Origin of the sequence: Dyella tabacisoli (assembly GCF_003350925.1) — a bacterium.
In the GTDB taxonomy this organism is placed as follows: Bacteria; Pseudomonadota; Gammaproteobacteria; order Xanthomonadales; family Rhodanobacteraceae; genus Dyella_C; species Dyella_C tabacisoli.
This window is the reverse complement of sequence record NZ_KZ857174.1, coordinates 622,124-646,076: the sequence shown is the minus strand read 5'-3', so window position 1 is coordinate 646,076 and position 23,953 is coordinate 622,124. Positions and strand designations below refer to the sequence as shown.

27 protein-coding genes and 1 tRNA gene are annotated in these 23,953 nt (G+C 61.3%); 13 read left to right on the top strand and 15 right to left on the bottom strand.

The genetic code is table 11. The annotated features are described in order from the left end of the window. The 8 genes from DVJ77_RS21425 to flgB form a co-directional block, all read right to left on the bottom strand. The coding region (locus DVJ77_RS21425; protein WP_225427860.1) for a hypothetical protein at positions 1 to 311 on the bottom strand (311 nt) is incomplete at its 3' end. An 11-nt stretch (positions 312 to 322) separates the two neighbouring features. Next, a complete protein-coding gene (flgH, locus tag DVJ77_RS06925; RefSeq protein ID WP_114844707.1) occupies positions 323 to 1,000 on the bottom strand; it encodes a flagellar basal body L-ring protein FlgH in 678 nt (225 codons plus the stop codon). 3 nt (positions 1,001 to 1,003) lie between these two features. Beyond that, the gene (flgG, locus tag DVJ77_RS06920; protein ID WP_114844706.1) at positions 1,004 to 1,789 is read right to left on the bottom strand and encodes a flagellar basal-body rod protein FlgG; all 786 of its coding nucleotides are present in this window, start codon (positions 1,787 to 1,789) and stop codon (positions 1,004 to 1,006) included. Positions 1,790 to 1,842: 53 nt separating this feature from the next. Beyond that, positions 1,843 to 2,583, bottom strand: coding sequence for a flagellar basal-body rod protein FlgF (flgF, locus tag DVJ77_RS06915; protein ID WP_114844705.1), 741 nt, complete (start codon positions 2,581 to 2,583; stop codon positions 1,843 to 1,845). A gap of 55 nt (positions 2,584 to 2,638) precedes the next feature. Beyond that, a complete protein-coding gene (flgE, locus tag DVJ77_RS06910; protein ID WP_114844704.1) occupies positions 2,639 to 3,859 on the bottom strand; it encodes a flagellar hook protein FlgE in 1,221 nt (406 codons plus the stop codon). A gap of 31 nt (positions 3,860 to 3,890) precedes the next feature. Next, positions 3,891 to 4,547, bottom strand: coding sequence for a flagellar hook assembly protein FlgD (locus tag DVJ77_RS06905; RefSeq protein ID WP_114844703.1), 657 nt, complete (start codon positions 4,545 to 4,547; stop codon positions 3,891 to 3,893). A gap of 40 nt (positions 4,548 to 4,587) precedes the next feature. Then, entirely contained in the window at positions 4,588 to 5,016 is a 429-nt protein-coding gene (flgC, locus tag DVJ77_RS06900; protein ID WP_114844702.1) for a flagellar basal body rod protein FlgC, read from the bottom strand. Then, on the bottom strand, positions 5,016 to 5,417 hold the full coding sequence (gene flgB / locus DVJ77_RS06895) for a flagellar basal body rod protein FlgB (RefSeq protein ID WP_114844775.1): 402 nt from the start codon (positions 5,415 to 5,417) through the stop codon (positions 5,016 to 5,018). The genes flgC and flgB overlap by 1 nt, the downstream gene beginning before the upstream one ends. Before the next feature lie 291 nt (positions 5,418 to 5,708). On the opposite strand from flgB, the gene DVJ77_RS06890 reads away from it, so the two are divergent. The 5 genes from DVJ77_RS06890 to DVJ77_RS06870 all read left to right on the top strand — a co-directional run bounded on the left by DVJ77_RS06890 (position 5,709) and on the right by DVJ77_RS06870 (position 10,210). Further along, positions 5,709 to 7,031 carry a methyl-accepting chemotaxis protein gene (locus tag DVJ77_RS06890; RefSeq protein ID WP_114844701.1) on the top strand — a complete coding sequence of 441 codons (1,323 nt, stop codon included), beginning with the start codon at positions 5,709 to 5,711 and terminating at the stop codon, positions 7,029 to 7,031. Further along, a complete protein-coding gene (gene flgA, locus DVJ77_RS06885; RefSeq protein WP_114844700.1) occupies positions 7,028 to 7,711 on the top strand; it encodes a flagellar basal body P-ring formation chaperone FlgA in 684 nt (227 codons plus the stop codon). Before DVJ77_RS06890 ends, flgA begins: the two co-directional genes overlap by 4 nt. A gap of 261 nt (positions 7,712 to 7,972) precedes the next feature. Further along, positions 7,973 to 8,293 carry a flagellar biosynthesis anti-sigma factor FlgM gene (flgM, locus tag DVJ77_RS06880; protein ID WP_114844699.1) on the top strand — a complete coding sequence of 107 codons (321 nt, stop codon included), beginning with the start codon at positions 7,973 to 7,975 and terminating at the stop codon, positions 8,291 to 8,293. 11 nt (positions 8,294 to 8,304) lie between these two features. Then, positions 8,305 to 8,751, top strand: coding sequence for a flagella synthesis protein FlgN (locus tag DVJ77_RS06875; RefSeq protein ID WP_114844698.1), 447 nt, complete (start codon positions 8,305 to 8,307; stop codon positions 8,749 to 8,751). A gap of 190 nt (positions 8,752 to 8,941) precedes the next feature. Then, a complete protein-coding gene (locus DVJ77_RS06870) occupies positions 8,942 to 10,210 on the top strand; it encodes an EAL and HDOD domain-containing protein (RefSeq protein ID WP_225427859.1) in 1,269 nt (422 codons plus the stop codon). A gap of 32 nt (positions 10,211 to 10,242) precedes the next feature. On the opposite strand, the gene DVJ77_RS06865 is transcribed toward DVJ77_RS06870, so the two are convergent. From DVJ77_RS06865 to rsmD, 7 genes are all read right to left on the bottom strand, one after another. Then, complete coding sequence (locus tag DVJ77_RS06865; protein WP_114844697.1) at positions 10,243 to 11,106, bottom strand: TMEM43 family protein; 864 nt, start codon at positions 11,104 to 11,106, stop codon at positions 10,243 to 10,245. Next, complete coding sequence (locus tag DVJ77_RS06860) at positions 11,103 to 11,957, bottom strand: MBL fold metallo-hydrolase (RefSeq protein WP_114844696.1); 855 nt, start codon at positions 11,955 to 11,957, stop codon at positions 11,103 to 11,105. The genes DVJ77_RS06865 and DVJ77_RS06860 overlap by 4 nt, the downstream gene beginning before the upstream one ends. Positions 11,958 to 12,226: 269 nt before the next feature. Beyond that, positions 12,227 to 13,954, bottom strand: a complete 1,728-nt coding sequence (gene ggt, locus DVJ77_RS06855; RefSeq protein WP_114844695.1) for a gamma-glutamyltransferase — start codon at positions 13,952 to 13,954, stop codon at positions 12,227 to 12,229. Next, positions 13,951 to 14,211, bottom strand: coding sequence for a YfhL family 4Fe-4S dicluster ferredoxin (locus tag DVJ77_RS06850; RefSeq protein ID WP_114844694.1), 261 nt, complete (start codon positions 14,209 to 14,211; stop codon positions 13,951 to 13,953). The genes ggt and DVJ77_RS06850 overlap by 4 nt, the downstream gene beginning before the upstream one ends. 157 nt (positions 14,212 to 14,368) lie before the next feature. Then, a complete protein-coding gene (locus tag DVJ77_RS06845; RefSeq protein WP_114844773.1) occupies positions 14,369 to 14,872 on the bottom strand; it encodes a hypothetical protein in 504 nt (167 codons plus the stop codon). Positions 14,873 to 14,932: 60 nt separating this feature from the next. Continuing rightward, entirely contained in the window at positions 14,933 to 15,436 is a 504-nt protein-coding gene (gene coaD / locus DVJ77_RS06840; RefSeq protein WP_191983668.1) for a pantetheine-phosphate adenylyltransferase, read from the bottom strand. 103 nt (positions 15,437 to 15,539) lie between these two features. Further along, on the bottom strand, positions 15,540 to 16,118 hold the full coding sequence (rsmD, locus tag DVJ77_RS06835) for a 16S rRNA (guanine(966)-N(2))-methyltransferase RsmD (protein ID WP_114844693.1): 579 nt from the start codon (positions 16,116 to 16,118) through the stop codon (positions 15,540 to 15,542). Between the two features lie 77 nt (positions 16,119 to 16,195). Here rsmD and ftsY point away from each other — a divergent pair, with 77 nt between their 5' ends. From ftsY to DVJ77_RS06795, 8 genes are all read left to right on the top strand, one after another. Further along, positions 16,196 to 17,350 (top strand): signal recognition particle-docking protein FtsY, encoded by a 1,155-nt coding sequence (gene ftsY, locus DVJ77_RS06830; RefSeq protein ID WP_114844692.1) that lies wholly within the window; start codon positions 16,196 to 16,198, stop codon positions 17,348 to 17,350. A 54-nt stretch (positions 17,351 to 17,404) separates the two neighbouring features. Then, on the top strand, positions 17,405 to 18,475 hold the full coding sequence (locus DVJ77_RS06825; RefSeq protein ID WP_114844691.1) for an AsmA family protein: 1,071 nt from the start codon (positions 17,405 to 17,407) through the stop codon (positions 18,473 to 18,475). Beyond that, entirely contained in the window at positions 18,472 to 19,533 is a 1,062-nt protein-coding gene (gene mutY / locus DVJ77_RS06820; RefSeq protein WP_114844690.1) for an A/G-specific adenine glycosylase, read from the top strand. The genes DVJ77_RS06825 and mutY overlap by 4 nt, the downstream gene beginning before the upstream one ends. Then, positions 19,530 to 19,808: an oxidative damage protection protein gene (locus tag DVJ77_RS06815; protein ID WP_114844689.1), complete on the top strand. Its 279-nt coding sequence runs from the start codon at positions 19,530 to 19,532 to the stop codon at positions 19,806 to 19,808. Before mutY ends, DVJ77_RS06815 begins: the two co-directional genes overlap by 4 nt. Positions 19,809 to 19,877: 69 nt before the next feature. Then, positions 19,878 to 19,953, top strand: a tRNA-Phe gene (locus tag DVJ77_RS06810). A gap of 427 nt (positions 19,954 to 20,380) precedes the next feature. Then, entirely contained in the window at positions 20,381 to 20,977 is a 597-nt protein-coding gene (locus DVJ77_RS06805) for an acyltransferase (RefSeq protein WP_191983667.1), read from the top strand. Between the two features lie 140 nt (positions 20,978 to 21,117). Then, on the top strand, positions 21,118 to 21,909 hold the full coding sequence (locus tag DVJ77_RS06800; protein WP_162791396.1) for a class I SAM-dependent methyltransferase: 792 nt from the start codon (positions 21,118 to 21,120) through the stop codon (positions 21,907 to 21,909). A gap of 262 nt (positions 21,910 to 22,171) precedes the next feature. Next, the gene (locus tag DVJ77_RS06795; protein ID WP_380037940.1) at positions 22,172 to 23,815 is read left to right on the top strand and encodes a M28 family metallopeptidase; all 1,644 of its coding nucleotides are present in this window, start codon (positions 22,172 to 22,174) and stop codon (positions 23,813 to 23,815) included. Positions 23,816 to 23,953 lie beyond the last annotated feature (138 nt).

Below are 23,953 nucleotides of genomic sequence, written 5' to 3'. Positions count from 1 at the left end.
ACTCGCAGCTTTTGACCTTGCTCTTGCTCTTGCTCTTGCTCTTGCTCTTGGCTCTTGACCTTGGGGCCCCTGTGCGTCGGTGAGGGTCGGACGACAAGGCCCGCAGGGGCATCGACATGGATGTCGATGCCTTTTCGCCAGGGCAGGAAGCCCTGTCGAAAAGCCCGGCCGACCCTCACGTACCCGTAGGGCGACTCACCGGGGTGCTCTTTCTTTTGGTTACTTTTCTTTGAGCAAGCAAAGAAAAGTGACTCGGGCCCCGGCAGGGGTTCGAAAGCCCGCCGCAGGCGATCAACCTCGCGAAAGCGCATCCTCCCCAACATCAATACGGCATCCACTTAGAATTAAAAAACCGCGACAACCACCCCCGCGTATTCGCATCCGCCAGCGTCCCCCGCCCCGTATAACCAATCCGCGCATCCGCCACCCGCGTCGACGGCACAATGTTGTCCTGGCCGATGTCTTGCGGCCGCACGATGCCTGACACCCGTACCAGCTCCTGGCCCTGATTGATCGTCAGCCACTTCTCGCCGCGCACCAGCAAATTGCCGTTGGATAAGCGCTGCGCCACGGTGACGGTGATTTGTCCGGTGAGTTGATTGCTTTGGCTGCTGCTGCCGTTGCCGTCGAAGTTGTTGCCGCTTTGCGTGCTGATGTCGGCGTTTCTGCCGTCGAGGGTGAGTGCACGTCCTAGCAAGGTGGGTGCGGTGATATTGGTCTTGTCTTTCTTGCTGGTGCTGGTTGCGCTCTTTTTGCTGGCCTGGGTGCTTTCCACTAATGAAATGGTCAGGATGTCGCCGACGCGATGTGCTCGCGGGTCGGCGAATAACTCCATGCTTTGTGCTTCGTGATAGATCGCGCCGTCGGCTTGTGCCGCTGCCACCGGCGGCTCCAGCGGCGCAGTCGCTGCCCACGCGGTGTCGTCGCGCGGCATCGGCATGGCGCAACCGGCCAGCAGAGCGAATGACATGAGCAATAGCGCAAAGCGAAGCATCGGCATGGCTCAGGTCTTGTTGGTGAGAAATTGCAGCATCGAATCGGCGGCGGAGATGGCTTTGGAATTCATCTCGTAAGTGCGCTGGGTCTGGATCATGTCGACCATCTGTTCGACCACGTTGACGTTGGAGCTTTCCAGCGAACCCTGCGCCAAGGTGCCCATGCCATTGAGGCCGGGCTGGCCGATCTGCGGCGCGCCGCTGGAGGCGGTTTCCAGATAAAGGTTGTCGCCGTTGGGTTGCAGTCCTGCGGGGTTGATGAAATCGGCGAGCTGTACGGTGCCGACCTGCTGCGTTGCCGCTTGTCCGGGCAAGCTGACGCTGACGGTGCCGTCGGTGCCGATGGTGACCTTCTGCGCGTTGGCCGGCAGGGTGATCGCCGGGTCGATGGCATAGCCGTTGGCGGTCACAAGCTGGCCGTTCTGATCCAGGTGCAGGGAGCCGTCGCGGGTGTAGGCGACGCTGCCATCGGGCTGGGTGACTTGCAAAAAGCCGCGGCCCTGGATGGCTACATCCATCGAATTGCCGGTGGCTTCGACATTGCCTTGAGTGAACAATTTTTCGTTGCCGACCACCCGCACACCGGTGCCGAGCATCAGGCCCGACGGCGCCTGGGTCTGCTCGGTGGTCTGCCCGCCGGGCTGGCGCAGGTTCTGGTAGATCAGATCCTGAAATGCGGCGCGCGAGCTTTTGAAACCGGTGGTATTGGCGTTGGCGAGGTTGTGGGAGATCACATCCATGCGCGTTTGCTGCGCATCGAGACCGGTCTTGGCGACCCATAGCGAAGAGAACATATCAAAGACTCCAGTGTATTCGGGCGGCGTGATCGAAAGATCGATTCGGAAGGTCAGCCCACCTGCAGCAGGCGCGAGGCCGACTGCTCGTTGTCGTCGGCGCTGCGAATCGAGCGCACCTGCATTTCGTATTGGCGTGACAGTTGAATCATCTGCACCAGGGTTTGCGCCGGATTGACGTTGCTCGATTCCAGCACGCCGGATTTCAACGTCACCGCGGGATCGGCGCTGGCACTGCCGCCGCCACTCATGCGCATCAACCCGTTTTCGTCCTGCGTCAGTTGTCCGGCAGGCGGGTTGACCAGCTTGATGCGGCCCACCGCGGATACGGTATTTGGCGTTTGCCCCAGCGGCACCGCTGAAATCGTGCCGTCGGCACCGATGTCGAGCTGCGAACTCTGCGGCACGCTGATCGGGCCGCCATCGCCGAGTACCGGGTTACCGCGTGCATCGGTCAGCAAACCATCGGAGGTCAGCCGCAATTCGCCATCGCGGGTATAAGCCTCGCTGCCGTCGGGTGCCTGCACGGCGATCCAGCCATCGCCTTGCACGGCGACGTCGAGCGGACGGCTGGTGTCGATCTGTCCACCCGCGCGCAAGTCTTTGCCCAAGCCGTGCGACACGCCGTTGATACGCGTAGCCAGCCCCGGCCCTTGCACCGGCAGTGGCTGGAATGCCGACAGTTGCGCCTTGAAGCCCACCGTATCGGCGTTGGCCAGGTTGTGCGCCACCTCGGTCTGCGCGCGCATGGTTTGCGTGGCGCCGGTCATGGCTACGTAGAGTGAACGATCCATGGCTTACCTCATTGCAGTGAACTCTCTCCCCTGCATGCAGGAGAGAGACGCCGCCTTAGTTACGAATATTGATGATCGTCTGGGTGAGCTTGTCGTCGGTGGAGATCACCTGCGCGTTGGCCTGATAGTTGCGCTGCGCCTTGATTAGATTCACCAGTTGTCCGGTGAGGTCGGCCGTGTTGGAAGCTTCCAGTGCACCGGACTGCACGCTGCCGTAAGTGCCGCTGCCGGCCGCGCCCATCACCGGCGTACCGGAATCGAACGAAGCCGCCCAATTGGTATTGTCGATTTTGCGCAGCCCCTGCAAGTTGGCGAAATTGGCCATGGCTAGCTGGCCCAGCGCCTGCGATTGGCCGTTGGAGAATTTCGCCTGCACGATGCCGCTGCTGGAAACATCAATGCTCGACAAGGTGCCGGTGGGATAGCCATCGGCGGTAATCGAACCGGCCGCATAGCTGTTGCCGAACTGGGTCGCCTTGGACATATCCAGGCTGAGCTTCAGTGGATCGGCGCCAGGGCTGGGCGAGATTGCCGGAAACGCGAGCATGCCGCCTACCGGCGTCGCCAATGCGCCGCTGCTGGTAAAGGTCATCGGCTGGGTCGCACCAGTGTCGACGCCATCGACGTACAGGCGGGCGGTCCAACTGTTGGCCGCCGCATTTTTGACGAAGTAGACGGTGCCGCTATGTGTTGCGCCCAGTGAGTCGTAAGCGGTGAACGGCGTGGCCTGATTAAAGCTGGTGGCGTCGGTGGCGCTGAACGGGTTCACCGGTGCGGTGGCGTTGGATGGCAAGTTCAACGCCATCTGTACGTTGGAGGTCGCCTTGGCCGCGTTCTGCGAGGTAATCAGGCGCAGGTTGCTTAGCGTGCTGTTATCGAAGCCGCCGTTGGCATTGGCCGGAAACACCTGCAGATTCTGTCCGCTCGCGTTCACCACGAAGCCATTGGCATCCTGGCGAAAGGCGCCGGCGCGGGTATAGGAAAGACCCTGGCCGTCGCGCAAGGTGAAAAAGCCATCGCCGCTGATCGCAAAATCCAGGCTGTTGCCGGTGGTCTCGACGTTGCCCGCCTTGAATTGCTGCGCCACGTTGGTGAGGCGCACGCCGCTGCCGATCTGGGTGGAACTCAGGTTGCGGCCGGCGGCGCTGTACAGCTCGGCGAATTCGGCGCGCGAACCCTTGAAGCCGGTGGTCGCGGTGTTGGCGATATTGTTGGCGGTGACCTCCAGGTCGGAAGACGCCGCGTTGAGGCCGCTCAGTGCGATATTGAATGCCATTGCTGTTTCCTCTGTTGTTTCGTTGATTCGCTCAATTGACTCGCGCGACCTGTCCCAGCAGGACACCGCCGAAACCATCCACCTGCAAATAGGTGCCTAAATCGCTGCCGGCCATGCCTACGCTGCTGACTTTGCCGCTGACATAGGTTTGTGCCGCCGCGGTGCCGGCTTGCGCTTTCAGCCCATAGGCACCGGCCGGCAGTTTTTCGCCGCTATCGCTCAAGCCATCCCAATGAAAATCGACCAACCCGGCATCGGGCGTGCCCAACTCGATATGGCGCACCACGGTGCCGCTGGCATCGGTGACCTGCAGCAGCACGCGTGCGCCGGACGTGGGCACATTGACCGCCCCATCGATGACACCGCCGGCACTGAGCTTGCCGGCGCTGGAAGGCACCGTGACGCTGCGGCCGACCATGCCGCTCGCCTGCAACAACTGATTGCTTTGCAGCGACTTGCTGAGACTGTCGAACGACGTCTGCAAACCCTGGGTGGCCGAGACCTGGCTGATCTGCGCCAGTTGGCTCACCATCTGCGAGGCGTCCATCGGCTGGGTCGGGTCCTGGTTGCGCATCTGCTGCACCAGCAAGCTGAGAAAATTCGCCTGGGTCAGCGTTTGACCTTTGCCCGCCGACGCCGATTGGATGCCGCTACCGCTGCCGCTGCCATTGACGGATATGTCGCTCATTGCATCAACCTCGTGTGTGCTTGCTGCGCATGGGCAGGCATTACTTTCCAAGATCCAACGTCTTTTGCATCAACTGACGCGTGCTGTTCATCACCTCGACGTTGTTCTGATACGAACGCGAGGCGGAAATCATGTTGACCAGTTCGTCCACCGGGTTGACGTTGCTGCCGTAGACATAGCCATTGGAATCAGCCATGGGGTTGCCTGGCTCGTAACGACTCGGTGCGGCGGCTTCGCTTTCACTGATGCCGAGCACTTGCACACCGGTGCCATCGTCATCGGCGGCGCCCCGTCCGGCCAGCATCTCGCGCTGCACGGCGGCGAATAGAGGTTGCCGTGCGCGATAAGCCGCCTCGGGCGTGGATGCCACGCTATCGGCATTGGCCATATTGCTGGCTACCGTATTGAGCCGCAGCGACTGCGCGCTCATGCCCGAACCGGCCACATCGAAAATCTTGAATAACGACATCAGCCCTGGCCTCCGGTGATGGCGGTGCGCAGCATGCGGATCTGCGCCGTGATAAAGGCCAGGCTGGCTTGGTAGTGCACGCCGTTGGCGGCGAAGTTAGCCTGCTCTACCTGTGTCTCGACGGTATTGCCGTCCATGCTCGGCTGCGTCGGCATGCGATAGGCGAGCTGCTCGCTGGCCTGGGCCGCGGTATCGATATGTCCCGGTGCATCGGCACGCATCGATAAGCTCGGCTGCGCATCGCTGGCATCGGCAAGCGCCTTGCGAAAATCGACATCGCGCGCGAGATACTCCGGTGTGTCGGCATTGGCCAGATTGCTGGCCAACACTTCAGCACGACGCTGCCACAGTCCCAGCGCCTTGGTATGCACACCGAACAAGTTGTCGTTGATTGAACTCATCGCAAACTCCGCGCGGCGAGGGCCGCACGAAGCACGTGGCAAATTGCATGCCATGCCGGCGAAAGCCGCTTCCACGCTGGATTCGCATGTCGTGATCCAGGTTTTCGACGGTTCTACGGCGCGGGTGGAGACGAAATACTGACGCGAGTGCTGGACGGGGGTAGACCTAGCGACGACATCTCCTACCCCACTCCCACTGGCACCGCTCTTGCATCCTCAAGTTTTACCGCAGACGGTCGATCTACCAAAGACCATCTATCCAAGGATCGCCCCGTTCATGAGCCTGGTCACATGCAACTAATCCAGAGCAAACACCTCGACGCACTGGTACAAGCCGCCGTTACCGGCGACACCGCGCAGGTGGCTTTGCTCTCGCGGCAACATCCGCGCCTGGCGCGCGCGCTGGCGCCGTTGTTCGCGGCTACGCCACGCGAGCCATCGACCACCGCGATGCAGGCGGTGGAACAGCAAGGCCTGATGTTGAACACGGCGCAAGCGCTGTTGCGCGAACATCAGGCGTTGGAACAAGCGACCGGCGAAAGTCGCGAAAGCGCCGGGCGTTTGACGGATAACGGCGCCGGGATCTCGACGAGTCTGCAACAAACGGCCGGCGGCATCGAGCGAGCGCGTGAAACCACGCGCCACGGCGCCGCTACCGTCAACGAACTGGATGGCCAATTGCGCTTGCTGCGTAGCGCGCTGTCCGCGATGAGCCGCAATCAAAGCAAACTCGCCGAACAGGTAGCGCAGATTCGCAAACTCACTGCGACCGTGCAGGAGATCGCCCATCAGACCAACCTGGTTGCGCTCAATGCGGCCATCGAAGCGGCCCGCGCCGGCGAAGCGGGACGCGGCTTCGCCGTGGTGGCCGACGAGGTGAAACAGCTCGCGGAAAAAACCAGCCAGGCCACCGGAGAGATTGAAGCGGTCACCGGTTCGATCGGTGATTTTTCGCAACAACTCGATGGCGATGTACAACACGGCATGCTGCGGCTGGAAGGCGCGCAAGAACGCATTGGCCGCACCAGCGACGCCTTGCAAGACGGCGCCGAGGCGTTGCATGTCGCCAGCAACCGCTTGCAAACCCTGCAACAGAGTTGCGACGCACAGAACGTGCGCGTCAGCGCTACCCAGGCAGCGCTCGGCGCTTTGCAACGCCGCGCTACCGAAGCGCGCCGCCAGACCGAAGCACTCGATCGCGCGGCGGTGTTGTCGCATCGGCTATGTCTCAACTGGTTGGATCTGAGCTGGCTGGACCGCACGACTGGCCACTCCATCGCCGGCCTCAGCTTGAGTCTGCGCGAATCCGTTCAAGGCCTGCGTCAGGCGATGGAGCTGGCCTTGCACGAACCGGCCGCGCTCGATCGCCGCTGGTTCGATATGGCCGTACTCAAGCAAGTGCTGCAGCGATTCGCCACTCATCACACCGCACACCCGGCCGCGACGCCGTTACTGGAAGCCGGGCAACGCCTGAGCAACCATGCCGAAACCTTTGTCAGCCTGCTCAGCCAGGGCGAACTGGGACAAGCCGCCCAATTGCCGGGCCGCCTTGAAACCGAGCGCGAAACCATCCATCAGCAGCTCGGCATGCTGCTTGCCGACAGTCACGCATGAATAGACTCGCGCTCGCATTGCTCTCGCTGTTGATCTGGGTGCAGACAGCCAGCGCGACGCAATCGCCCGACAGCCTGCGCCATGCCGCCGAGAACGCTGTGCGTGAGCGTTACGATCAACCGGGCAACCGCCTCGTAGTGCAAACCGACAGCCTCGATACACGCCTGCAACTACCCGACTGCGCACTGCCGCCACAAGCCATCCCACCCAAGCAGCCTGCGTCGCGACTCAGTGTGGAAGTACATTGCCCGGTCGCCGGCGGCTGGCGCGTGCGCGTGCCGGTGCGCCTGGAGCTGTATCGCCAAGTACTGGTTACCACTCGGCCGTTGCAACGCGGCGACGGTATCGTCATGGCCGATCTGCACAGCGAAGAACGCGATGTCGCGCGCCTCGGCTACGGCTATATCGAGCAGCCCGACCAAGCCACCGGGCGCGTATTGGCACGACCGTTGACTGCCGGTAGCGTGCTGACCCCCGGCGCATTGGGCGGCCGGCAAAGCGTGCGCGCCGGCGACCGCGTGCAACTGATCGCCCGGCTGGACGGCATTGAAGTGCGTGCCAGCGGCCTCGCCCTGGGCAGCGGCGATGCCGGCGCTCGGTTACGCGTGCGCAACGACAGCTCGGGGAAGGCGGTTGATGCTGTAGTGCGTGATGCCGGGGTGGTCGAGGCATTACCGTGAGCCGGGAACGGGGAACGGGGAACGGGGAACGGGGAACGGGGAACGGGGAACGGGGAAGAGCCTAAAAAGCAGAGAAACAGAAGCAAGAGCAAGAACGAACTAAAGATCAAAAAGAACGCGGCACCACAGTAACCACTCGAACGCCATGTTCCCCGTTCCCCATCCCCCGTTCCCTGCTCTAAAGTTCCCCCCGTCACCGCCGATATATTGCCCAGGCAGGACACGAAACTCATCGAGTCAAGCTGCAAAGAGATGACAACCATGAATACCACCATCACATCGAACGGCTTACCGGTACTGCCGCAGGCCAAAAGCGGCCAGCACGGCACCGCCACGCAAGGCAGCGTCAACGCCAATGCCACGGAAGCGACACCCGTGGCAGCAGCCGATGACAGCGTGAAGCTGACCGCGTCGGCGCGTGCCCTGCATCAGGCTGTGCAAGGCGACAAAGGCAATGCGATCGATACACACCGCGTGGAGCAGGTGCGCAAGGCGCTGGCCGACGGCAGCTACCGCATCGACGCCACGCGTATCGCCGACCGCATGATCTCGCTGGAAAACCAGCTCAACGGCAAGGCGTGAGCACTTAAGGCATGGACACTGGGCTGCAAGTCGAGTTGAGCGATACCTTGTCTGCCGTGATCGGCGACATGCGCCAGGCCGTCGCACAGTTGAACGATGCGTTGGGCGCCGAGCGCGCGGCACTGAACCGAGCCGACGCCGAAGCGCTCGACCGGGCCGGCGAAGCCAAACAGGCGCTGATGCGCCGACTGGAACAGCTCGATGTCGAACGCGTGCAACTGACGCAAAACTTGCAGACACCTTCATCGCAGCAACAAGAAGCCTGGGCCGATGTGCTACAAACGCTTGCCGCCTGCCAACATGCGAACCAACGTAACGGCAGCATCGTCGGGCAGCAACTGAGTCAGATCCGACACGCCTTGTCCGTGCTTACCGGCGGCAAAGACGAAGCGAATCTATACGGCCCAGCAGGCATACTGAGCGGCGGCTACCGCTCATTGCCGTTGGCCGAGGCTTGATCGAGCCGGGCATGGGGAATCGAGAATAAAGAGTAGGGACAAGCGACGGCACTACGGCGCTCTGGCCATTCCACATTCCCCATTCCCGATGTTCGGCCCCACCCATCCCGCATCCAGGTATGGAAGCGGGCGACGATTCGCGCAGGGCTCGCCAGCGATGGCGTCCCGCGCCGGCATTGACGGTCCACTCATGAGCGACACTGTTGCCCAAGCCGTAACCGACACCCACCTCGCGCCGCCTTTTCACGAGGCTCCGCTGCCGGTGGTTCGCGTGCCGATGCTCGATCGCGAGCATCAACTGGTGGCCTACGAGCTTCTGTTGCAGCCCGACGATGACGAAACCACGCTGATGCATCGTGTGCTGTCGACCATCATCGACGGCTCGGTCACACGGCTGGCCCGCGATAACCGGGTGTTTCTGCATCTGTCGCGCAAATCGCTGCTGGAGCAATCGGAGTTACTGCTGCGCTATCCGCGCATCGGCCTGGTGATCGAGCCCGATTACGCCGACGACGAAGCCTTGCTGGAGCATCTGCAATCGCTGTCGCAGCGCGGCTGTACCTTACTGCTCGATCAAGGCGCCCGACCGATCCCGCAAGCCAGCAGCGATCGCGCGGCATCCGCCTTGCTGGCGCTGGCCCGTTTCGTACGGCTGGACGCCCGCCGGCTGGACCCCGCCACATTGCGCGAACAATGCGAGCATCTACACGCGCGCGGCTTGCAAGTCATCGCCGGCCATGTCGACGACCATGAAACCTGCCACCGCTGCATGGCGCTGCCGTTCGTTGCGATTCAGGGTGGCTACCTGCTGTTGCCGGAGAAAGTCGAGGTACCCGTACTCAGCCCCAACCGTCTGAGCGTGCTGCGCCTGTTGCGCGCGCTCGAAGAAGAAAACGCCGGCCCGGTGGAGCTGGGGCAAGTGATTCGCAACGATGCGATCCTCAGTTACAAATTGCTCGGCTGCGTCAACTCGGCCTACTTCGCACTGCCACGCCAACTCAAATCAGTAGAGCAGGCGGCGATCTTTTTCGGCCTCAAGCGCATCCGCAACTGGATCGGCACCATGGCCTTGAGCGGCATGCACGACCGCCCGCCGGAGCTGCTGCGCGCCGCGCTGATCCGCGCGCATATGTGCGAACAACTGGCCCAGAGCATGCCGCGCGAGCAACGCGAAATGGCGTTCACCGCCGGTCTGTTCTCTCTGCTGGACAGCCTGATGTGCGCGCCGATGGATTTCGTGCTCGAACACATTCCACTGGCAGCGGACATCCGCAACGCACTATTGCAACGCGAAGGGCCATTCGCACCGTTGCTTGAACAGGTGATCCAGTGGGAGGCCGGCGAAATGCGCAGCGGCGATACCCAACCGCAACAGATCCGCCGCATGGCTACCGTTTACCTCGAAGCAACGCGCTGGGCCGACCATGTGTATGCGTTTGCCGAGCAGCGGCCCAACTGATGCCCCGGTAGCCCCGCCCCGGTAGCCCAAGTTCAGGCACGCCGGCCTTTCATCAACAGCCATGCACCGGCCGCTGCGAGCAGCAGTACCAGCAGGCGCCGCGCCCACACACCATCGGGCGGCAACGGCACGTCGGGAAATACATCGACCAGCGCCCGATCACCCACCTGGATGTCGTAGCCCTTGCCGTCGGCGGCATCGTTCGCCGGCACCAGTCGATCGCCATCGAGACGCCCAAACACCGTCAGCGTCTGCACGGGTACGATCTCCCAGCTCACGCGTAGATCGCCCAGGCGTGGGTTGGCCGGGGTCGCGCTGGTCACCAGGTGGTCTTGATAGAGGCTGAAGCTGGCCGCCAGATTGCTCGGCAATAACTTCATGTCGGGCGTAACCCGCTCGCTGCCCGGCAAGGCATGCAGCAACGGTGGCGACAATGCGAGCTCGTTGACCCGCACCTGGCCGGCATCGAACTGCTTACCCTCGATGGGAAAGCTGCCGGGGTTGGCATGCCCCGACGGTTGCGCAAAACGGCTGCTGTCGAGCGGACGATCGACCCAGTCCATTTCGTAATGCAACTGATCGCCGACGTGCACTTCACGCCACTGGAACATTTCCACATGGCGAACCAGCACCGGCGTATCGAAGCGTTGATTGAACTGGGTGTCGTAAGGCGCTTCCACCACCTTGGGCGCACCCACCACCCGCACCATGTAGCCATATTGCTCGGCTTGTGCCCGCTCGGTGCTGCCTAGATCGAGTACTTGCCCGCCATGGCGCGCGGTGGCGGCGCGAAAATCGGCCAACCCACTCTCGGTAATCGCCATCAACGCCACCGCGGCGAGCAACAGCACGACGCCCGCCCCAAGCAAAATCGGCTTGCGCTTGTCTCGGATCATCGTAACGACACCCCATGCAGCTCAGGTTGCTCATCGGCCGTACCGTAACGACCGCGCTCATCGCGCACTACACGAGCCATGGCGCAGTCGTGATCGTGCGTAAAAAACAAGCGCACATCGCGCGAAAGCTTATCGTCGAGAAAAGTGCGCTTCTCTTCGATGAGTTTTTCCGGGTAGCGGTCATAGCCCATGGTAATCGGCAGATGCACCCAGAAGCGGCCGGGAATCAAATCGGCGCAGAACACCACACCGCCCACCTCGGCCAACATCAAGCCAGGCGTATGGCCGTCCGAATAACTAAAGCGCACGGCATCACCGAGTACCTTCGAGTGCTCGCCGTCGACCAGTTCCAGCCGGCCGCTGTCGGTAAGCAATTGCTGCAACTCGGGGATAAACGAGGCGCGATCACGCGGATGCGGGTTCATCGCGCGCTGCCAATGCTCGGCCCCGACGACATAGGTGGCGTTGGGAAACAGCAACTGTGGCGGCTGCCCTTCTTGCCACGCGGCGAGCAAGCCACCGGCATGATCGAAGTGCAGATGCGATAGCACCACGACATCGATGTCTTCGTGGGTGAGCCCGGCGGCAGCGAGCGAATCGAGCAGCACGTGCTGGTTCTCGACCACGCCATAGCGCTCGCGCAACGCCGGCTCGAAAAACGCACCAATGCCGGTCTCGAACAGCACGTTGCGGCCATTCAGATCCTTGGCCAGCAGACAACGGCAGGCCAATGGGATGCGGTTTTGTTCGTCTGGCGCGATCCAGCGCGACCATAGCGCTTTAGGAGCATTGCCGAACATGGCACCGCCATCGAGCTGCTGAGAATTACCCATCAATGACCAAAGTTTCATGGCGAATCAGTACTCCGTTGCCACGGATTCGTCTGGAACGAATCCGGACGCCATCGGCGGCCCTGAGCGCAGCGAGGGGTGAGGCCCATGGATGGGCCGAACAAACATGGCGCCGCCATCGAGCTGCTGAGAATTACCCATCAGTGACCAGAGTTTCATGGCGAATCAGTACTCCTTCGCGTCAGCGGTTTTACCCCCTCCCAGCCTCCCCCTTTTCGGGACTCGTAGGGGAGGGCTGGAGGCGTGCGGGCTTGCGACGCATCTAACCGCTACTGCACCTTACCCAAGCCCGACGGCCGCCGCGGATCGCTGGCCGCATCGAGCTTGTGCGCTTTCAAATCCCAAGTCACCACATTCATAAAGCCCCATGACTGGCGCTGCTTCAATGTGTGACCCATGCCGGTCAATGCATCGGCGGTGGTCTGGTCGAACGCACCTTCTTCCATGTCCACGCGGTCAGGCATGAACTGGTGATGGAAGCGCTTTTGCGCGGCGATCTCGGTGGCGCTTTTGCCGTCGACAAAGGCGAGGATGCCTTCCAGCACCTGGGTGATGATGGTGGAACCGCCCGGCGAGCCGATCACCCCCACGCGGTCGGCGCCGAACACGATGCTTGGCGTCATCGAAGACAGCATGCGCTTGCCCGGCGCAGGGGCGTTCGCCGCACTGCCGAGCAGGCCGTAGACATTGGGCTTGTTGGGCACCAGGGCGAAATCGTCCATCTCGTCGTTGAGCAATACGCCGGTGCCTTCGGCGACGAAAGCCGAACCCATGGTGTAGTTCACCGTCGAGGTGATCGAGGCCATATTGCCGTCGGCGTCGATGATCGAGAAATGCGTGGTGTGCATGCCCGGCTCAGCGCCGGCACTGGATGGCAACATCGACGAAGGTGTCGCCTTATCGGTGCGAATGGTTTGCCGCAGGCCGTCGGCGTAATACGGCGACAACAGCATATCCAGCGGCATTTTTACGAAATCGGGATCGCCCAGATAGTCGTTGTGATCGCGAAAGGCGCGACGCATCGCCTCGATCACCAAGTGTGTGCGCTCTGCCTGGTCGAGCTTGCTCAAATCGAAGCCGGACAAGATATTGAGTATCTCGGCGATAGCCACACCGCCGGACGACGGCGGCGGCGCGGTAACGATGCGGAAGCCGCGATAGTTCACGGTGATCGGCGCGCGCTCCTTCACCTGATAGCTTTCGAGGTCTTTAGCCGTCCAATTGCCACCGGCGGCATGCACGGCCGCCAGCAGTTTCTTTGCTGTCTCGCCCCGATAAAAACCATCGAAGCCGTGCTCGCCCAGCCGCTCCAGAGTGCGCGCCTGATCGGGATCGCGCCATATCTCACCCGCCAGCGGCGGCTTGCCGTCAGGCAGGTACTTGGCGGCCGAAGCAGGCCAACGCTTGATATCTTGTTGCCGCTCGGTAATCGCATGGATCAAACGGCTATCGGGCTTGAAACCATCGCGTGCGAGCCGGATCGCCGGCGCCAGCGATGTCTTCAACGGCAGTTTGCCGTAATGCTCGGCTATCCACGCCATGCCTGCCGGCGCACCGGGAATACCAGCCGAAAGCGGGCCATTCAAGGCGGTATCGCGATTGGGAGTACCGTCTTTGTCGAGATAATCCTTGGCGTTTACTGCCGCCGGGGCCGTCTCGCGCGCATCGATAAACACTTCGTGTCCATCGGACGCCCGATGCAATACCGCCATGAAACCACCGCCGGTACCCGAACTCTCCGGCTCCACGATCGACAAGGCCGAAACCACCGCCACGGCAGCATCAAATGCGTTGCCGCCTTTGGCCAATACCTCAAAGCCGGCCTCGGTCGCGTGAAAGTTCGCGCTGGCGATAGCCGCATGACCAGGACGCTGATTGAATGTCTGCGGCGCGATGGCGGCAGACGTCGATGGTTTGATGTCATCGGCAGCGTAGGCAACGGCACTGGTCAGCAACAGTCCCAACAACAACGCACGAGCGTTCAAGCGTAGTGTCATGCAGCGCCCTTCTTGGCCATCAATGCCTGGTATTTGAGTTGGAGTTGTTCGCGCGACTCGGGATGGTCGGGATCCAGCGGGATGCAATCGACCGGACACACCTCGACGCATTGCGGCTCATCGTAGTGACCGACGCATTCGGTACACAGCGCCGGATCGATTACGTAGTACTCCTCGCCCAGCGAGATGGCCTTGTTCGGACAAACCGGTTCGCAGACGTCGCAATTGACGCAGGTATCGAGGATTTTCAGAGACATGGATAGCGATACTACATGCTGGCCGCAAAACCTCCTCCCTTGCTGGCCCCGAAGAGTGACGGCCTTCGGTCGCAAGGGAGGATTCGGGAGGGGTGAGAGCTTGCGGCAGAAGTTCACCCCCGGCCTCCTCCTGCAAGCAAGAGGAGGAGTGAAGTACTTACATCGCGACGAAACGGATGTTTGCGCTGGTCGGCTTGAGCGCGTCGGTCACGCGCTGCTGGTCGGCCTGGTCGCCGATGAACAACACGATCACGTCCTTGAACGAACCCGGCTTGGCGTCTTTGAAGGCTTCAAGCATGAACTCGGCGGTTTTGGCCGAGTCGGGACCGGCGAATACCAGCATATTGCCCGGCAATACGCCACGAGCCACTACGTCCTGCACGTTCTGCAACTGGCGCTCGCGCCCTGCCTTGATCTCGTCGGTATCGCCGGCCGGCACCAGGTACGGGAAGGGGCGATCGGAAGTCATGCCCTGCATGTTCTGCTGCACGATCTGGCCGAGGTAGGAGTTCCATGCCTTGGCGTCGTTCGGATCGGTGGGCTTGGTGACTTTCTGAACCTGTTGCTGCGCAGCTTGCTGATCGCCAGCGTCCTTGTTGCAAGCGGTCAGGGCAAAAGCGCTGATTAGCGCGACAGTGGCAACGAGAGCGAACTTACGCATGATGATCACCTTTTGTTTCGGTTGACTAATTATGAATGACTGAGCTTGCCCAGGCCCGCGCTACAGCCAGCGCTGCCGCATGGCCTGTTGTACTGCCGGATGCACGAAACCGGAAATATCACCGCCAAGGCGGCCGATCTCGCGTACCAGTGACGAAGAAATAAAGCTGTACTGCTCTGCCGGTGTAAGGAACAACGTTTCGGTCTGCGGTATTAGATGGCGATTCATGCTGGCGAGCTGAAATTCGTATTCAAAATCGGACACTGCGCGCAAACCGCGAATAATCACCCCGGCGCCGATCTGCTTGACGAAATTGGCCAGCAGACAGTCGAAGCCGCGCACCTCGACATTGGGCAGGTCGGCCAGGGCCAGACGCGCCAGCGCAATGCGCTCTTGCAGGCTGAAGCCCGGCCCGCCGGCCTTGTTCGGGCTCTCTGCCACCGCCACCACTACCCGCTCGAACAAGGGCGCGGCACGCGCGACCAGATCGGAGTGACCATTGGTAATGGGGTCGAAAGTGCCTGGATAAACGGCAAGGCGACGGTTGATCGACGGTTTGTCCACGGAAAGATCGAGGCTGCGAGAAGGCGGTTAGCTTAACAACGTATGAGCCTGCCCGATATCTCCCCCCATTTCACCGCACCGGGGCCGGCGAAAAACTACCCTGTCACGCCTGAGCCGGTGGCAACCGGCGATAGAGCGCATAGCTCGCCTCGCCCGCCGCGCCCTCACGGTGCGGTTGCCAGTTCACCGGCAGTGCCGGCGCGCTGCCGCGCTGCGACTCCACATAGATCCACGCTCGCGGCGCCAGCCAGCCCGCTTGCTCCAGCCGCTGCGCCAACGGCGTCCACAGGGCCAGGGTGAACGGGGGGTCAAGAAAGACCAGATCGAAAGGCTGTGCTGCGCCCTGCAGGAACAGGCCGGCGTCGATGGCGACGACCTGCCCACCCACGGTCTTGAGCCGGCTCAGGTTGTCGCGCAAGGCCTGCGCGACACGCGCATCGCGCTCCACGAACTGAACGCTGACGGCTCCACGCGACAGCGCCTCGATACCGAGCGCACCGGTGCCTGCGCACAGATCCAGACAACGCGCACCGGCGATGGTCGGCGCCAGCCAATTGAACAGCGTCTCACGGACCCGCTCGGCGGTCGGGCGCAAACCGGGCAGATCGGGCACATTCAGGCGCGAATTGCGCAGGCTGCCGCCAATGATGCGGATGCGCCCAGGGGCGGTGTGGGTGTTCATGCCGACGCTCGCGGTTCGGCAGTCAGTAGGAGTGGCAGTGGTAGCATGCCGCTCATTGTCTTTGAATCGCTGCCGCAATGTTCAAGTTCTGGAAAAAGAAACCCGCCGAATCGACGCCGCAGCCACCGCTTGACGCCCCGGCGCCGGAGGTCTCGGCAGATATGGCATCGCCCGATGCCGATATCGGCACTACCGCGCCAGACCGCCCAACGGAAAGGGCCGTGGAATGGGCCGAGGCATTGCCGGCTGACGTTGTCAGTGTGCCTGCTGTCAGTGCCTCGATCGTCGACGTACCACCTACTGAACCGGCTCCGGCCAAGCTAAGCTGGCGCGAGCGCCTCTCCGGCAGCACCTTCGCGCGCGGCCTTTCATCGCTGTTTTCGCGCAACCCCAAACTCGACGACGCCTTGCTGGACGAGTTGGAAACGACGCTGATTACCGCCGATGTCGGCGTCGAGGCCAGCACCACCCTGGTCGAGGATCTGCGCAGGCGCATGCACAAACGCGAGTTTGCCGATGCCAGCGCACTATTGACCACACTGCGGCAAGAATTGATCGCCCTGCTCAAACCCGTGCAGCGGCCACTCGACATATCCACCCACCAACCGTTCGTGGTGCTCACCGTCGGCATCAACGGTGCGGGCAAGACCACCACCATCGGCAAGCTCGCGCGGCGTTATCGCGACGAAGGCCACTCGGTGCTGCTGGCCGCCGGCGATACTTTTCGCGCCGCCGCGGTGGAGCAGCTCAAGACCTGGGGCGAGCGCAACCAGGTGCAAGTGATTTCACAAGGTCAGGATGCCGACGCGGCCAGCGTGATTTTCGATGCGCTGCAGGCCGCGCGTTCACGCGGCACGGGCGTCTTGATCGCCGACACCGCCGGCCGCCTGCACACCCAGGGCGGCCTGATGGACGAACTGGGCAAAATTGCCCGTGTGATGAAAAAACTCGACATCGATGCGCCGCACGAAGTGCTGATGGTGATCGACGGCACCACCGGTCAAAACGCCGTGAACCAGGTGCGCCAGTTCCGCCAGATCGTCGGCGTCACCGGCTTGGTGGTCACCAAACTGGACGGCACTGCCAAAGGCGGCGTGGTGTTTGCGCTGGCACGCGAATTCGGTCTGCCGATTCGCTACGTCGGACTGGGCGAAACGGCTACCGATCTGCGCGTATTCGATGCGCAAGCCTATGTCGACGGCCTGCTGCCGGCGAGCCTCGGCCATGCATAAGCGGGCAGTTTCATCGCTGCCGATATCACTCCTGCAACGGTGGTGTGACTAGCCATGTCGCGCCCGCTGCGCATCGCCTTGCTGATACTTACCAGTGTCGTGACGGCAGCGGCACTCGCGGCCGTAGTGGCTATTCATCTGTTACTGCAGCCCGAACGCTTCACCAAGATGCTGCAAGCACAAGCGCACAGCGCCGGCCTGGAGCTGAACCTGTCCAGCCCAGCCAGCCCTACGCTGTTCCCACGGCCGGCGCTTGAGCTGCAAGGTCTTACCTTGAATGCACGAGGCGCGAGCATGCCGATCTTGCTCGCCGAACGTGGCCGGCTGACCTTGCCCTGGCGTACCCTGCTCGGCGGCGAAACGGTGATCTCGCAAATGGAGATCGACTCGCCACGAATGGATCTCGATGCGCTGCAAGCCTGGCTATCCAGCCTCCCGCCGCGCCCCAGCGGCCAACCATTCGATATACCAAGCATCGATACCGGTGTGCGGATCGCGCGCGGCAGCCTGGTGCGCGGCAATCGCCTGCTCTATGGCGACGTGGCGCTGGAAGCCGGCTGCCTGGCATCTGGACGTCCGTTTCCACTGACCATCGCGGCGAAAGATGCCAATGGCATCCCGCTGCAGCTACGGCTTACCGCTACACCGCGAATCGATGGCGATGCCCTGCAACTGGACAACATCGCGCTGCATCTATCGCAAGGCAGCTCGCTGGTACTGCAACTGGCCGGTGAGGCGCGCTGGCACGGCGCGGCCGATGCCACTGTGAATCTCGGCGGCAAGCTCGATCATGCCGATGCCGGCTCTTACAACATCGCGCTGACACTGACACCAGCCAATCAAAACGAGCCCTTACTGCTCGCCCTGAAACTCGATGGCCCCGACAACCGCGCCGACCTGCGCCTGCCGCCGCTGGCGCTGGCCGATTGGTGGTCGCAACTGAGCAGCCAGGAAGGCCCGAAGCTATCGGTGCCGCCGGGTAGCGGGCATATCGAAATCGGCAAGATCGAAACCGGCGGCATCAGTATCGAAGGGCTTAGCGTGGATGCCGGCGTCACCGCACCGGCAAGCGCCGCCAGCACCGCAACGCCGAATAAGCCACTCGCGGCACCCAAAAAATCATGAACCCTTTCGCTTCCGCCCTGCTGGCCTGGTTCGATCACCACGGCCGCAAGGATCTGCCTTGGCAACACCCCCGCGACGCCTATCGGGTGTGGCTGTCCGAAGTGATGCTGCAACAGACTCAAGTCACTACGGTCATCCCCTACTTTTTGCGCTTTATCGAAGCCTTGCCGACTCTGCGCGATCTTGCCGCCGCCGATGAAGACCGCGTGCTCGCACTGTGGTCCGGGCTTGGCTACTACCGCCGCGCGCGCTTTCTGCATCGCGCCGCGCAGCAATGCGTGCAGCAACATGGTGGCGAGCTGCCACGCGATTTCGACGCGCTTGCCGCCCTGCCCGGCATCGGCCGCTCCACGGCGGGCGCGATTCTGGCGCAGGCCCATGGCCTGCGCTTTCCGATTCTCGACGGCAACGTCAAACGCGTGCTTACCCGTTTTCACGGCATCCACGGCCACCCCGGCCAGAGTGCCGTGGAAAAAGTGCTGTGGCAGCACGCCGATGCACACACACCGAGCAAGCGCGCAGCCGACTACACCCAGGCCATCATGGACCTGGGCGCCAGCCTTTGCGCGCGCTCACGCCCGCAATGCGAGGCTTGCCCGCTCGCCGCCGACTGCATCGCCTATCGCGACGATCTCACCGCTCAGTTGCCCACACCCAAGGCAAGCAAGGCTATTCCCACGCGCGCCACGGTGATGCTGATACTGCGCGACGCACACGGCCGCATCCTGCTCGAACGACGCGGCCCGCAAGGGGTGTGGTCCGGCTTGTGGAGCTTGCCCGAAGCCGCCGACCACGACGACGCCTGGCGCACCGCGCAACGATTGGCGCAAATCGACGACGCGCAAGCACTCGCGCCCTTCATGCACGTTTTCAGCCACTATCGCCTGCATGTCGAGCCGCTACTGTTCGACGAGGCGGCCGCCCATCGCGCCATCGCCGATAATCCCAGCCTGCGTTGGTGCGATAGCGTCGAAATCGCCGCACTCGGCCTACCCGCCCCCGTACGCAGCTTGCTGCTTGCACCCTTCTCAAGGGAATCAACAAGGAAATCAACATGAGTCGCACGGTCCATTGCGCCAAACTCGGCATCGACGCCGACGGCCTCGATTTCGCCCCCTGGCCCGGCCCCCTCGGGCAGCGCATCTACGCCGAGATCTCCAAACCGGCCTGGCAGCAGTGGCTGACCCACCAGACCATGCTGCTCAACGAATACCGCCTCAATCCACTCGACCCCAAGGCACGCCAGTTCCTGACTACCGAGATGGAGAAATTCCTCTTCGGCGGCGAGGTAAAGCAACCCGAAGGCTACGTCGCCCCCACCACCGAGTCTTGACTCCGGGCCGTACATCAGCTTAAATGCGCGGCTCTAAGCAACACCGACCGCCCACATGGCAGTCAGCTTGGCTGAGTAGCTCAGTTGGTAGAGCAGGGGATTGAAAATCCCCGTGTCGGCGGTTCGATTCCGTCCTCAGCCACCATATTGAAAGGCCCGCAGCGATGCGGGCCTTTTCTTTTTGGCTCGCGCCAAATTTGCGCCAATTGCATCTCCAGTGGAGACCGCGCAGATCTATCCTCCCGTCATGCCGGGCGCCCACCCCGCAACCTCCTCCGCCAGACATTCGGGATGCTCGCCGAGGCCCATACGGCAAACAGCCCCATATCGTCAGATGAACTTTGCAATGAAGGATCGGCTTTGCGAATGGTGCTCGGCAACGGAGTGGATGATTGGCGAATACGGGGTTTGGCAGGAGAAGGACGACCAGACCGAAAGGATCATCATGTCAAGCAATATCACGCAACAGTGATCGTCCGCATAGATTGAGGATAGGTCTGGGTTAGCATGATAAAAATGGCTCTATTGATAAATCCAGAGTCTGCAAGATCAAAATTCGTAGAGGATCATTCATGCTGAACCCCTTTCTCACTGAATACATGGAAGAAGGCGAATTACGTTCTCTTGGCTTCAAGGCTGTCGGCAAGAACGTCAGGATTGCTCGTAACAATACGATTGCCGGCCTGGAAAATATAGAGATCGGCGATAACGTTCGTATTGATCCCTATTGCAGCATTATTGCAACTGGCACCGGGTGGCTAAAGATTGGCTCTTATGTCCATATTGCCGGCTACTGCCTGCTATCCGCTGGCGATGGCATTCAGATGGATGACTTCAGCGGGATATCACAAGGCGTCCACGTTTATAGTCGTACCGATGACTACACCGGAGAGGCGCTGACCAACCCTACTGTTCCCAGCAAATACACAAAGGTCAGGGGTGGCACGGTTCATCTGAGCCGCCATGTCATTATTGGCTCTGGCTCAGTCATTCTTCCTCAAGTGACTATTGGTGAGGGATCGTCGGTGGGCGCACTATCGCTGGTGACTAGAAGCCTGGAACCATGGGGCATTTATACCGGCACGCCAGCCAGAAAATTGAAAGCCAGATCGCAAAAGATGTTGACCATTGAGAAAGCACTTTTTGATGACTTAGCCACTTCACATTAACGACCGATCACAGTCCCATTACTGCACCCATAAGATGGAGTGGAAGGCTGGACAGCTACGCCGAGAAATTCTGGCGATATGGATTGCTGCTCACTCCTACTTGAACCGCTACGCGAACAATCAAACATACGGAACAAATGATGGCGTCTTTCGATCTGGTGGCTCAGGCACTCGCGCGTTATCGCAATTCATCGGTCGATGAGACCGTTTCCCCAAATGACTCCATGTTCGACCCAGGTTACAAAAGAGTCGGCATAAGCGCGATGAACGCCATATTGCTTGCATGGCAATCCAGCGATGTTGATGAAATCACCCGGGTGCTCGACATCCCATGCGGTCACGGACGCGTGCTTCGCCACTTGGTGAAGCTTTTCCCTGAGGCAATGTTCGATGCCTGTGATCTCGATCAAGACGGCATAGCATTTTGCGCCAAAACCTTTGGTGCCCGACCGCTTCTTTCGCGTGAAGCTCTGACCACCATGCAGTTCGACACGACGTATGATCTGATCTGGGTTGGGTCACTATTCACTCATGTGTCTCGGGATATCGCGCGCGCATGGCTAGAGCACCTGGCTAAATTCCTAAGCCCCAAAGGGGTGCTGGTCGGCACCACTCATGGACGTTGGAGCGAACACGTCTATCAACACTATCCCTACATTTCGCCCGAAGGGTGGAATACCGTGATGGAGGGTTATCGCAAGTCAGGCTACGGATATTGCGACTATCAGGCGAAGGAAAATCACGCCTATATCGAAGGGACTTATGGGATCTCAATGGCCCGGCCGCACGTCACAATCGGAGACATCGAACAAATCCCTGACACGCGCTTACTTCACTACAGCGAACGTGGCTGGGCCGATCATCAGGACGTCTTCGCTATCGGCAAGCCTGCTCTAACAGAATCGTGGCCCTGGTGGGCAAATCCACAATAGCCTTTCGCACACACGTTATACGCCACGCTTGAGGATTACTGGGTGATGTACGCACGCAGGCAGCGAGAAGCCCATCCATGGGCCATATCGTCCACTCGTCCAGCGTGCGTGGGCCGCTTGGTCACTGGACCTGCCAAGCATAGGCAGCGAAAGGGGCCGTGCCATTCAGACGATTCCGAAAAAGCGCAAACGCTAGACCCAAGGCACATCAGCTATCTACTATCGGCAGAGATTCCCCCACAGGTAGCTGCCCGTGAAACGACTGGTTCTGTCCACCCTCGCCTTATCCATCGCCACCGCCGTATCGGCGGTCGATGCGCCGACGTTCGATCCGCAGCGTTTGTCTGCTGATGTAAAGACACTTTCCTCCGATGCCTTTGAAGGTCGCGGCCCGGCTACGGCTGGCGAGACCAAGACGGTCGACTATGTGATCGGGCAGATGAAGGCGGCGGGCTTGCAGCCCGGTGGCGATTTGAAGAATGGCAAGCGGACGTGGACGCAGGCAGTGCCGCTGCTGCGCGCCGAGATCGTCGGTACGCCAACGCTGACGCTGAAGCTCGACGGTAAAAATCGTGCATTGACCCAGGGCAACGAGATTGCCGTGCGCGCACCGCTGGATGGCTCCAAGTCGGTGTCGATCGCCGACGCGCCGCTGGTTTTCGTGGGCTACGGCGTAACCGCGCCGGAACGCCAATGGGACGACTTCAAGGGGCTCGACCTGCACGGCAAGATCGCTGTGGTGCTGATTAACGACCCGGATTTTGAAACCGGCGTTGGCGATTTCGGCGGCAAGGCGATGACTTATTACGGCCGCTGGACTTACAAATACGAGGAAGCCGCACGACGCGGTGCGGCCGGTGTGTTGATCGTACACGAGACCGCGCCGGCTTCTTACGGTTGGGCGACAGTGAAGAACTCGAACGCCAACACCATGTTCGATATCGTCCGCGATCACCCCGCCTCGGTACATCCGCAGTTGGAAGGCTGGATTCAGCGCGATCTCGCGGTCGAGCTGTTCAAGCAGGCGGGCCTGGATTTCGAAGTACTGAAAAAGCAGGCGCAGACGCGCGAGTTCAAGCCGGTAGTACTGAAGGGCGAGAGCTTCTCGGCGAATTACAAAGTGGATGCGAAGGTGATTACTTCGCACAACATCGTGGGTCGCCTGGATGGCAGCAAACGGCCGGACGAAACGGTCATTTATAGCGCGCATTGGGATCACCTCGGCATCGGTGAGCCCGACGCCAAGGGCGACCGGATCTATAACGGTGCAGTGGACAACGCCACCGGCACGGCGGCCTTGATCGAACTGGCGCGTGCATTCGCCAAGGCGCCGCGACCGCAGCGATCGATCGTGTTTCTCAATGTCACCGCCGAAGAAAAAGGTTTGCTCGGCTCGGAGTACTACGCCTCCAAGCCGCTCTATTCGCTGGGCAAAACGGTCGGCGTACTCAATATGGACGCACTCGATCCGCACGGCCCGGCGCGCAACTTCACGATCTCCGGCAGCGCCAAGCTCGATCTGCTCGACGAGCTGACCGCTACGGCAAAGAAGTGGGATCTAACCTATGCGCCTGATCCGAAGCCGGAAGCAGGCCACTTCTTCCGCTCGGATCACTTCTCCTTCGCCAAGCGCGGTGTGCCGGCGGTTTCGTTCAGCTCAGGCGACGACTGGGTGGACGGCGGCCTCGCCGCTGGCAAGGCCGCCGAAGACGAATACAACGCCAATCATTACCACCAGCCGGCCGACGAATGGCAGGCGAGCTGGTCGTTTACCGGCATGGCGCGCGACCTGCAGATTCTCTACACGCTGGGTAGTGATCTGGCCAATTCGAATACCTGGCCGAACTGGAGCAAAGACTCCGAGTTCCGCGCGGCACGCGACGCCAGTTCGGCTGAGCGCAAATAGACGCCCTGGTATCGATTATAGGGATGCAATCTTGCCGCAAGCCCCTCTTCCAATTCGGGACACGCAGGGGGAGGAATGACAAACAAACTCACCTTATTCGGCCCCCTCCCCTGCATGCAGGGGAGGGTTGGGGAGGGG

Excerpts from the sequence above, each read along its gene's own strand:
- ftsY (WP_114844692.1), top strand. The coding sequence starts at position 16,196 with ATGTTCAAGTTCTGGAAAAAGAAACCCGCCGAATCGACGCCGCAGCCA.
- flgE (WP_114844704.1), bottom strand. The coding sequence starts at position 3,859 with ATGGCATTCAATATCGCACTGAGCGGCCTCAACGCGGCGTCTTCCGAC.
- flgA (WP_114844700.1), top strand. The coding sequence starts at position 7,028 with ATGAATAGACTCGCGCTCGCATTGCTCTCGCTGTTGATCTGGGTGCAG.
- DVJ77_RS06800 (WP_162791396.1), top strand. The coding sequence starts at position 21,118 with ATGGCGTCTTTCGATCTGGTGGCTCAGGCACTCGCGCGTTATCGCAAT.
- DVJ77_RS06905 (WP_114844703.1), bottom strand. The coding sequence starts at position 4,547 with ATGAGCGACATATCCGTCAATGGCAGCGGCAGCGGTAGCGGCATCCAA.
- DVJ77_RS06875 (WP_114844698.1), top strand. The coding sequence starts at position 8,305 with ATGGACACTGGGCTGCAAGTCGAGTTGAGCGATACCTTGTCTGCCGTG.
- DVJ77_RS06860 (WP_114844696.1), bottom strand. The coding sequence starts at position 11,957 with ATGAAACTTTGGTCATTGATGGGTAATTCTCAGCAGCTCGATGGCGGT.
- DVJ77_RS06805 (WP_191983667.1), top strand. The coding sequence starts at position 20,381 with ATGCTGAACCCCTTTCTCACTGAATACATGGAAGAAGGCGAATTACGT.
- flgB (WP_114844775.1), bottom strand. The coding sequence starts at position 5,417 with ATGAGTTCAATCAACGACAACTTGTTCGGTGTGCATACCAAGGCGCTG.
- DVJ77_RS06825 (WP_114844691.1), top strand. The coding sequence starts at position 17,405 with ATGTCGCGCCCGCTGCGCATCGCCTTGCTGATACTTACCAGTGTCGTG.
- DVJ77_RS06865 (WP_114844697.1), bottom strand. The coding sequence starts at position 11,106 with ATGATCCGAGACAAGCGCAAGCCGATTTTGCTTGGGGCGGGCGTCGTG.
- rsmD (WP_114844693.1), bottom strand. The coding sequence starts at position 16,118 with ATGAACACCCACACCGCCCCTGGGCGCATCCGCATCATTGGCGGCAGC.
- DVJ77_RS06815 (WP_114844689.1), top strand. The coding sequence starts at position 19,530 with ATGAGTCGCACGGTCCATTGCGCCAAACTCGGCATCGACGCCGACGGC.
- DVJ77_RS06870 (WP_225427859.1), top strand. The coding sequence starts at position 8,942 with ATGAGCGACACTGTTGCCCAAGCCGTAACCGACACCCACCTCGCGCCG.
- DVJ77_RS06845 (WP_114844773.1), bottom strand. The coding sequence starts at position 14,872 with ATGCGTAAGTTCGCTCTCGTTGCCACTGTCGCGCTAATCAGCGCTTTT.
- ggt (WP_114844695.1), bottom strand. The coding sequence starts at position 13,954 with ATGACACTACGCTTGAACGCTCGTGCGTTGTTGTTGGGACTGTTGCTG.
- flgH (WP_114844707.1), bottom strand. The coding sequence starts at position 1,000 with ATGCCGATGCTTCGCTTTGCGCTATTGCTCATGTCATTCGCTCTGCTG.
- flgC (WP_114844702.1), bottom strand. The coding sequence starts at position 5,016 with ATGTCGTTATTCAAGATTTTCGATGTGGCCGGTTCGGGCATGAGCGCG.
- DVJ77_RS06890 (WP_114844701.1), top strand. The coding sequence starts at position 5,709 with ATGCAACTAATCCAGAGCAAACACCTCGACGCACTGGTACAAGCCGCC.
- flgF (WP_114844705.1), bottom strand. The coding sequence starts at position 2,583 with ATGGATCGTTCACTCTACGTAGCCATGACCGGCGCCACGCAAACCATG.
- flgM (WP_114844699.1), top strand. The coding sequence starts at position 7,973 with ATGAATACCACCATCACATCGAACGGCTTACCGGTACTGCCGCAGGCC.
- mutY (WP_114844690.1), top strand. The coding sequence starts at position 18,472 with ATGAACCCTTTCGCTTCCGCCCTGCTGGCCTGGTTCGATCACCACGGC.
- flgG (WP_114844706.1), bottom strand. The coding sequence starts at position 1,789 with ATGTTCTCTTCGCTATGGGTCGCCAAGACCGGTCTCGATGCGCAGCAA.
- DVJ77_RS06850 (WP_114844694.1), bottom strand. The coding sequence starts at position 14,211 with ATGTCTCTGAAAATCCTCGATACCTGCGTCAATTGCGACGTCTGCGAA.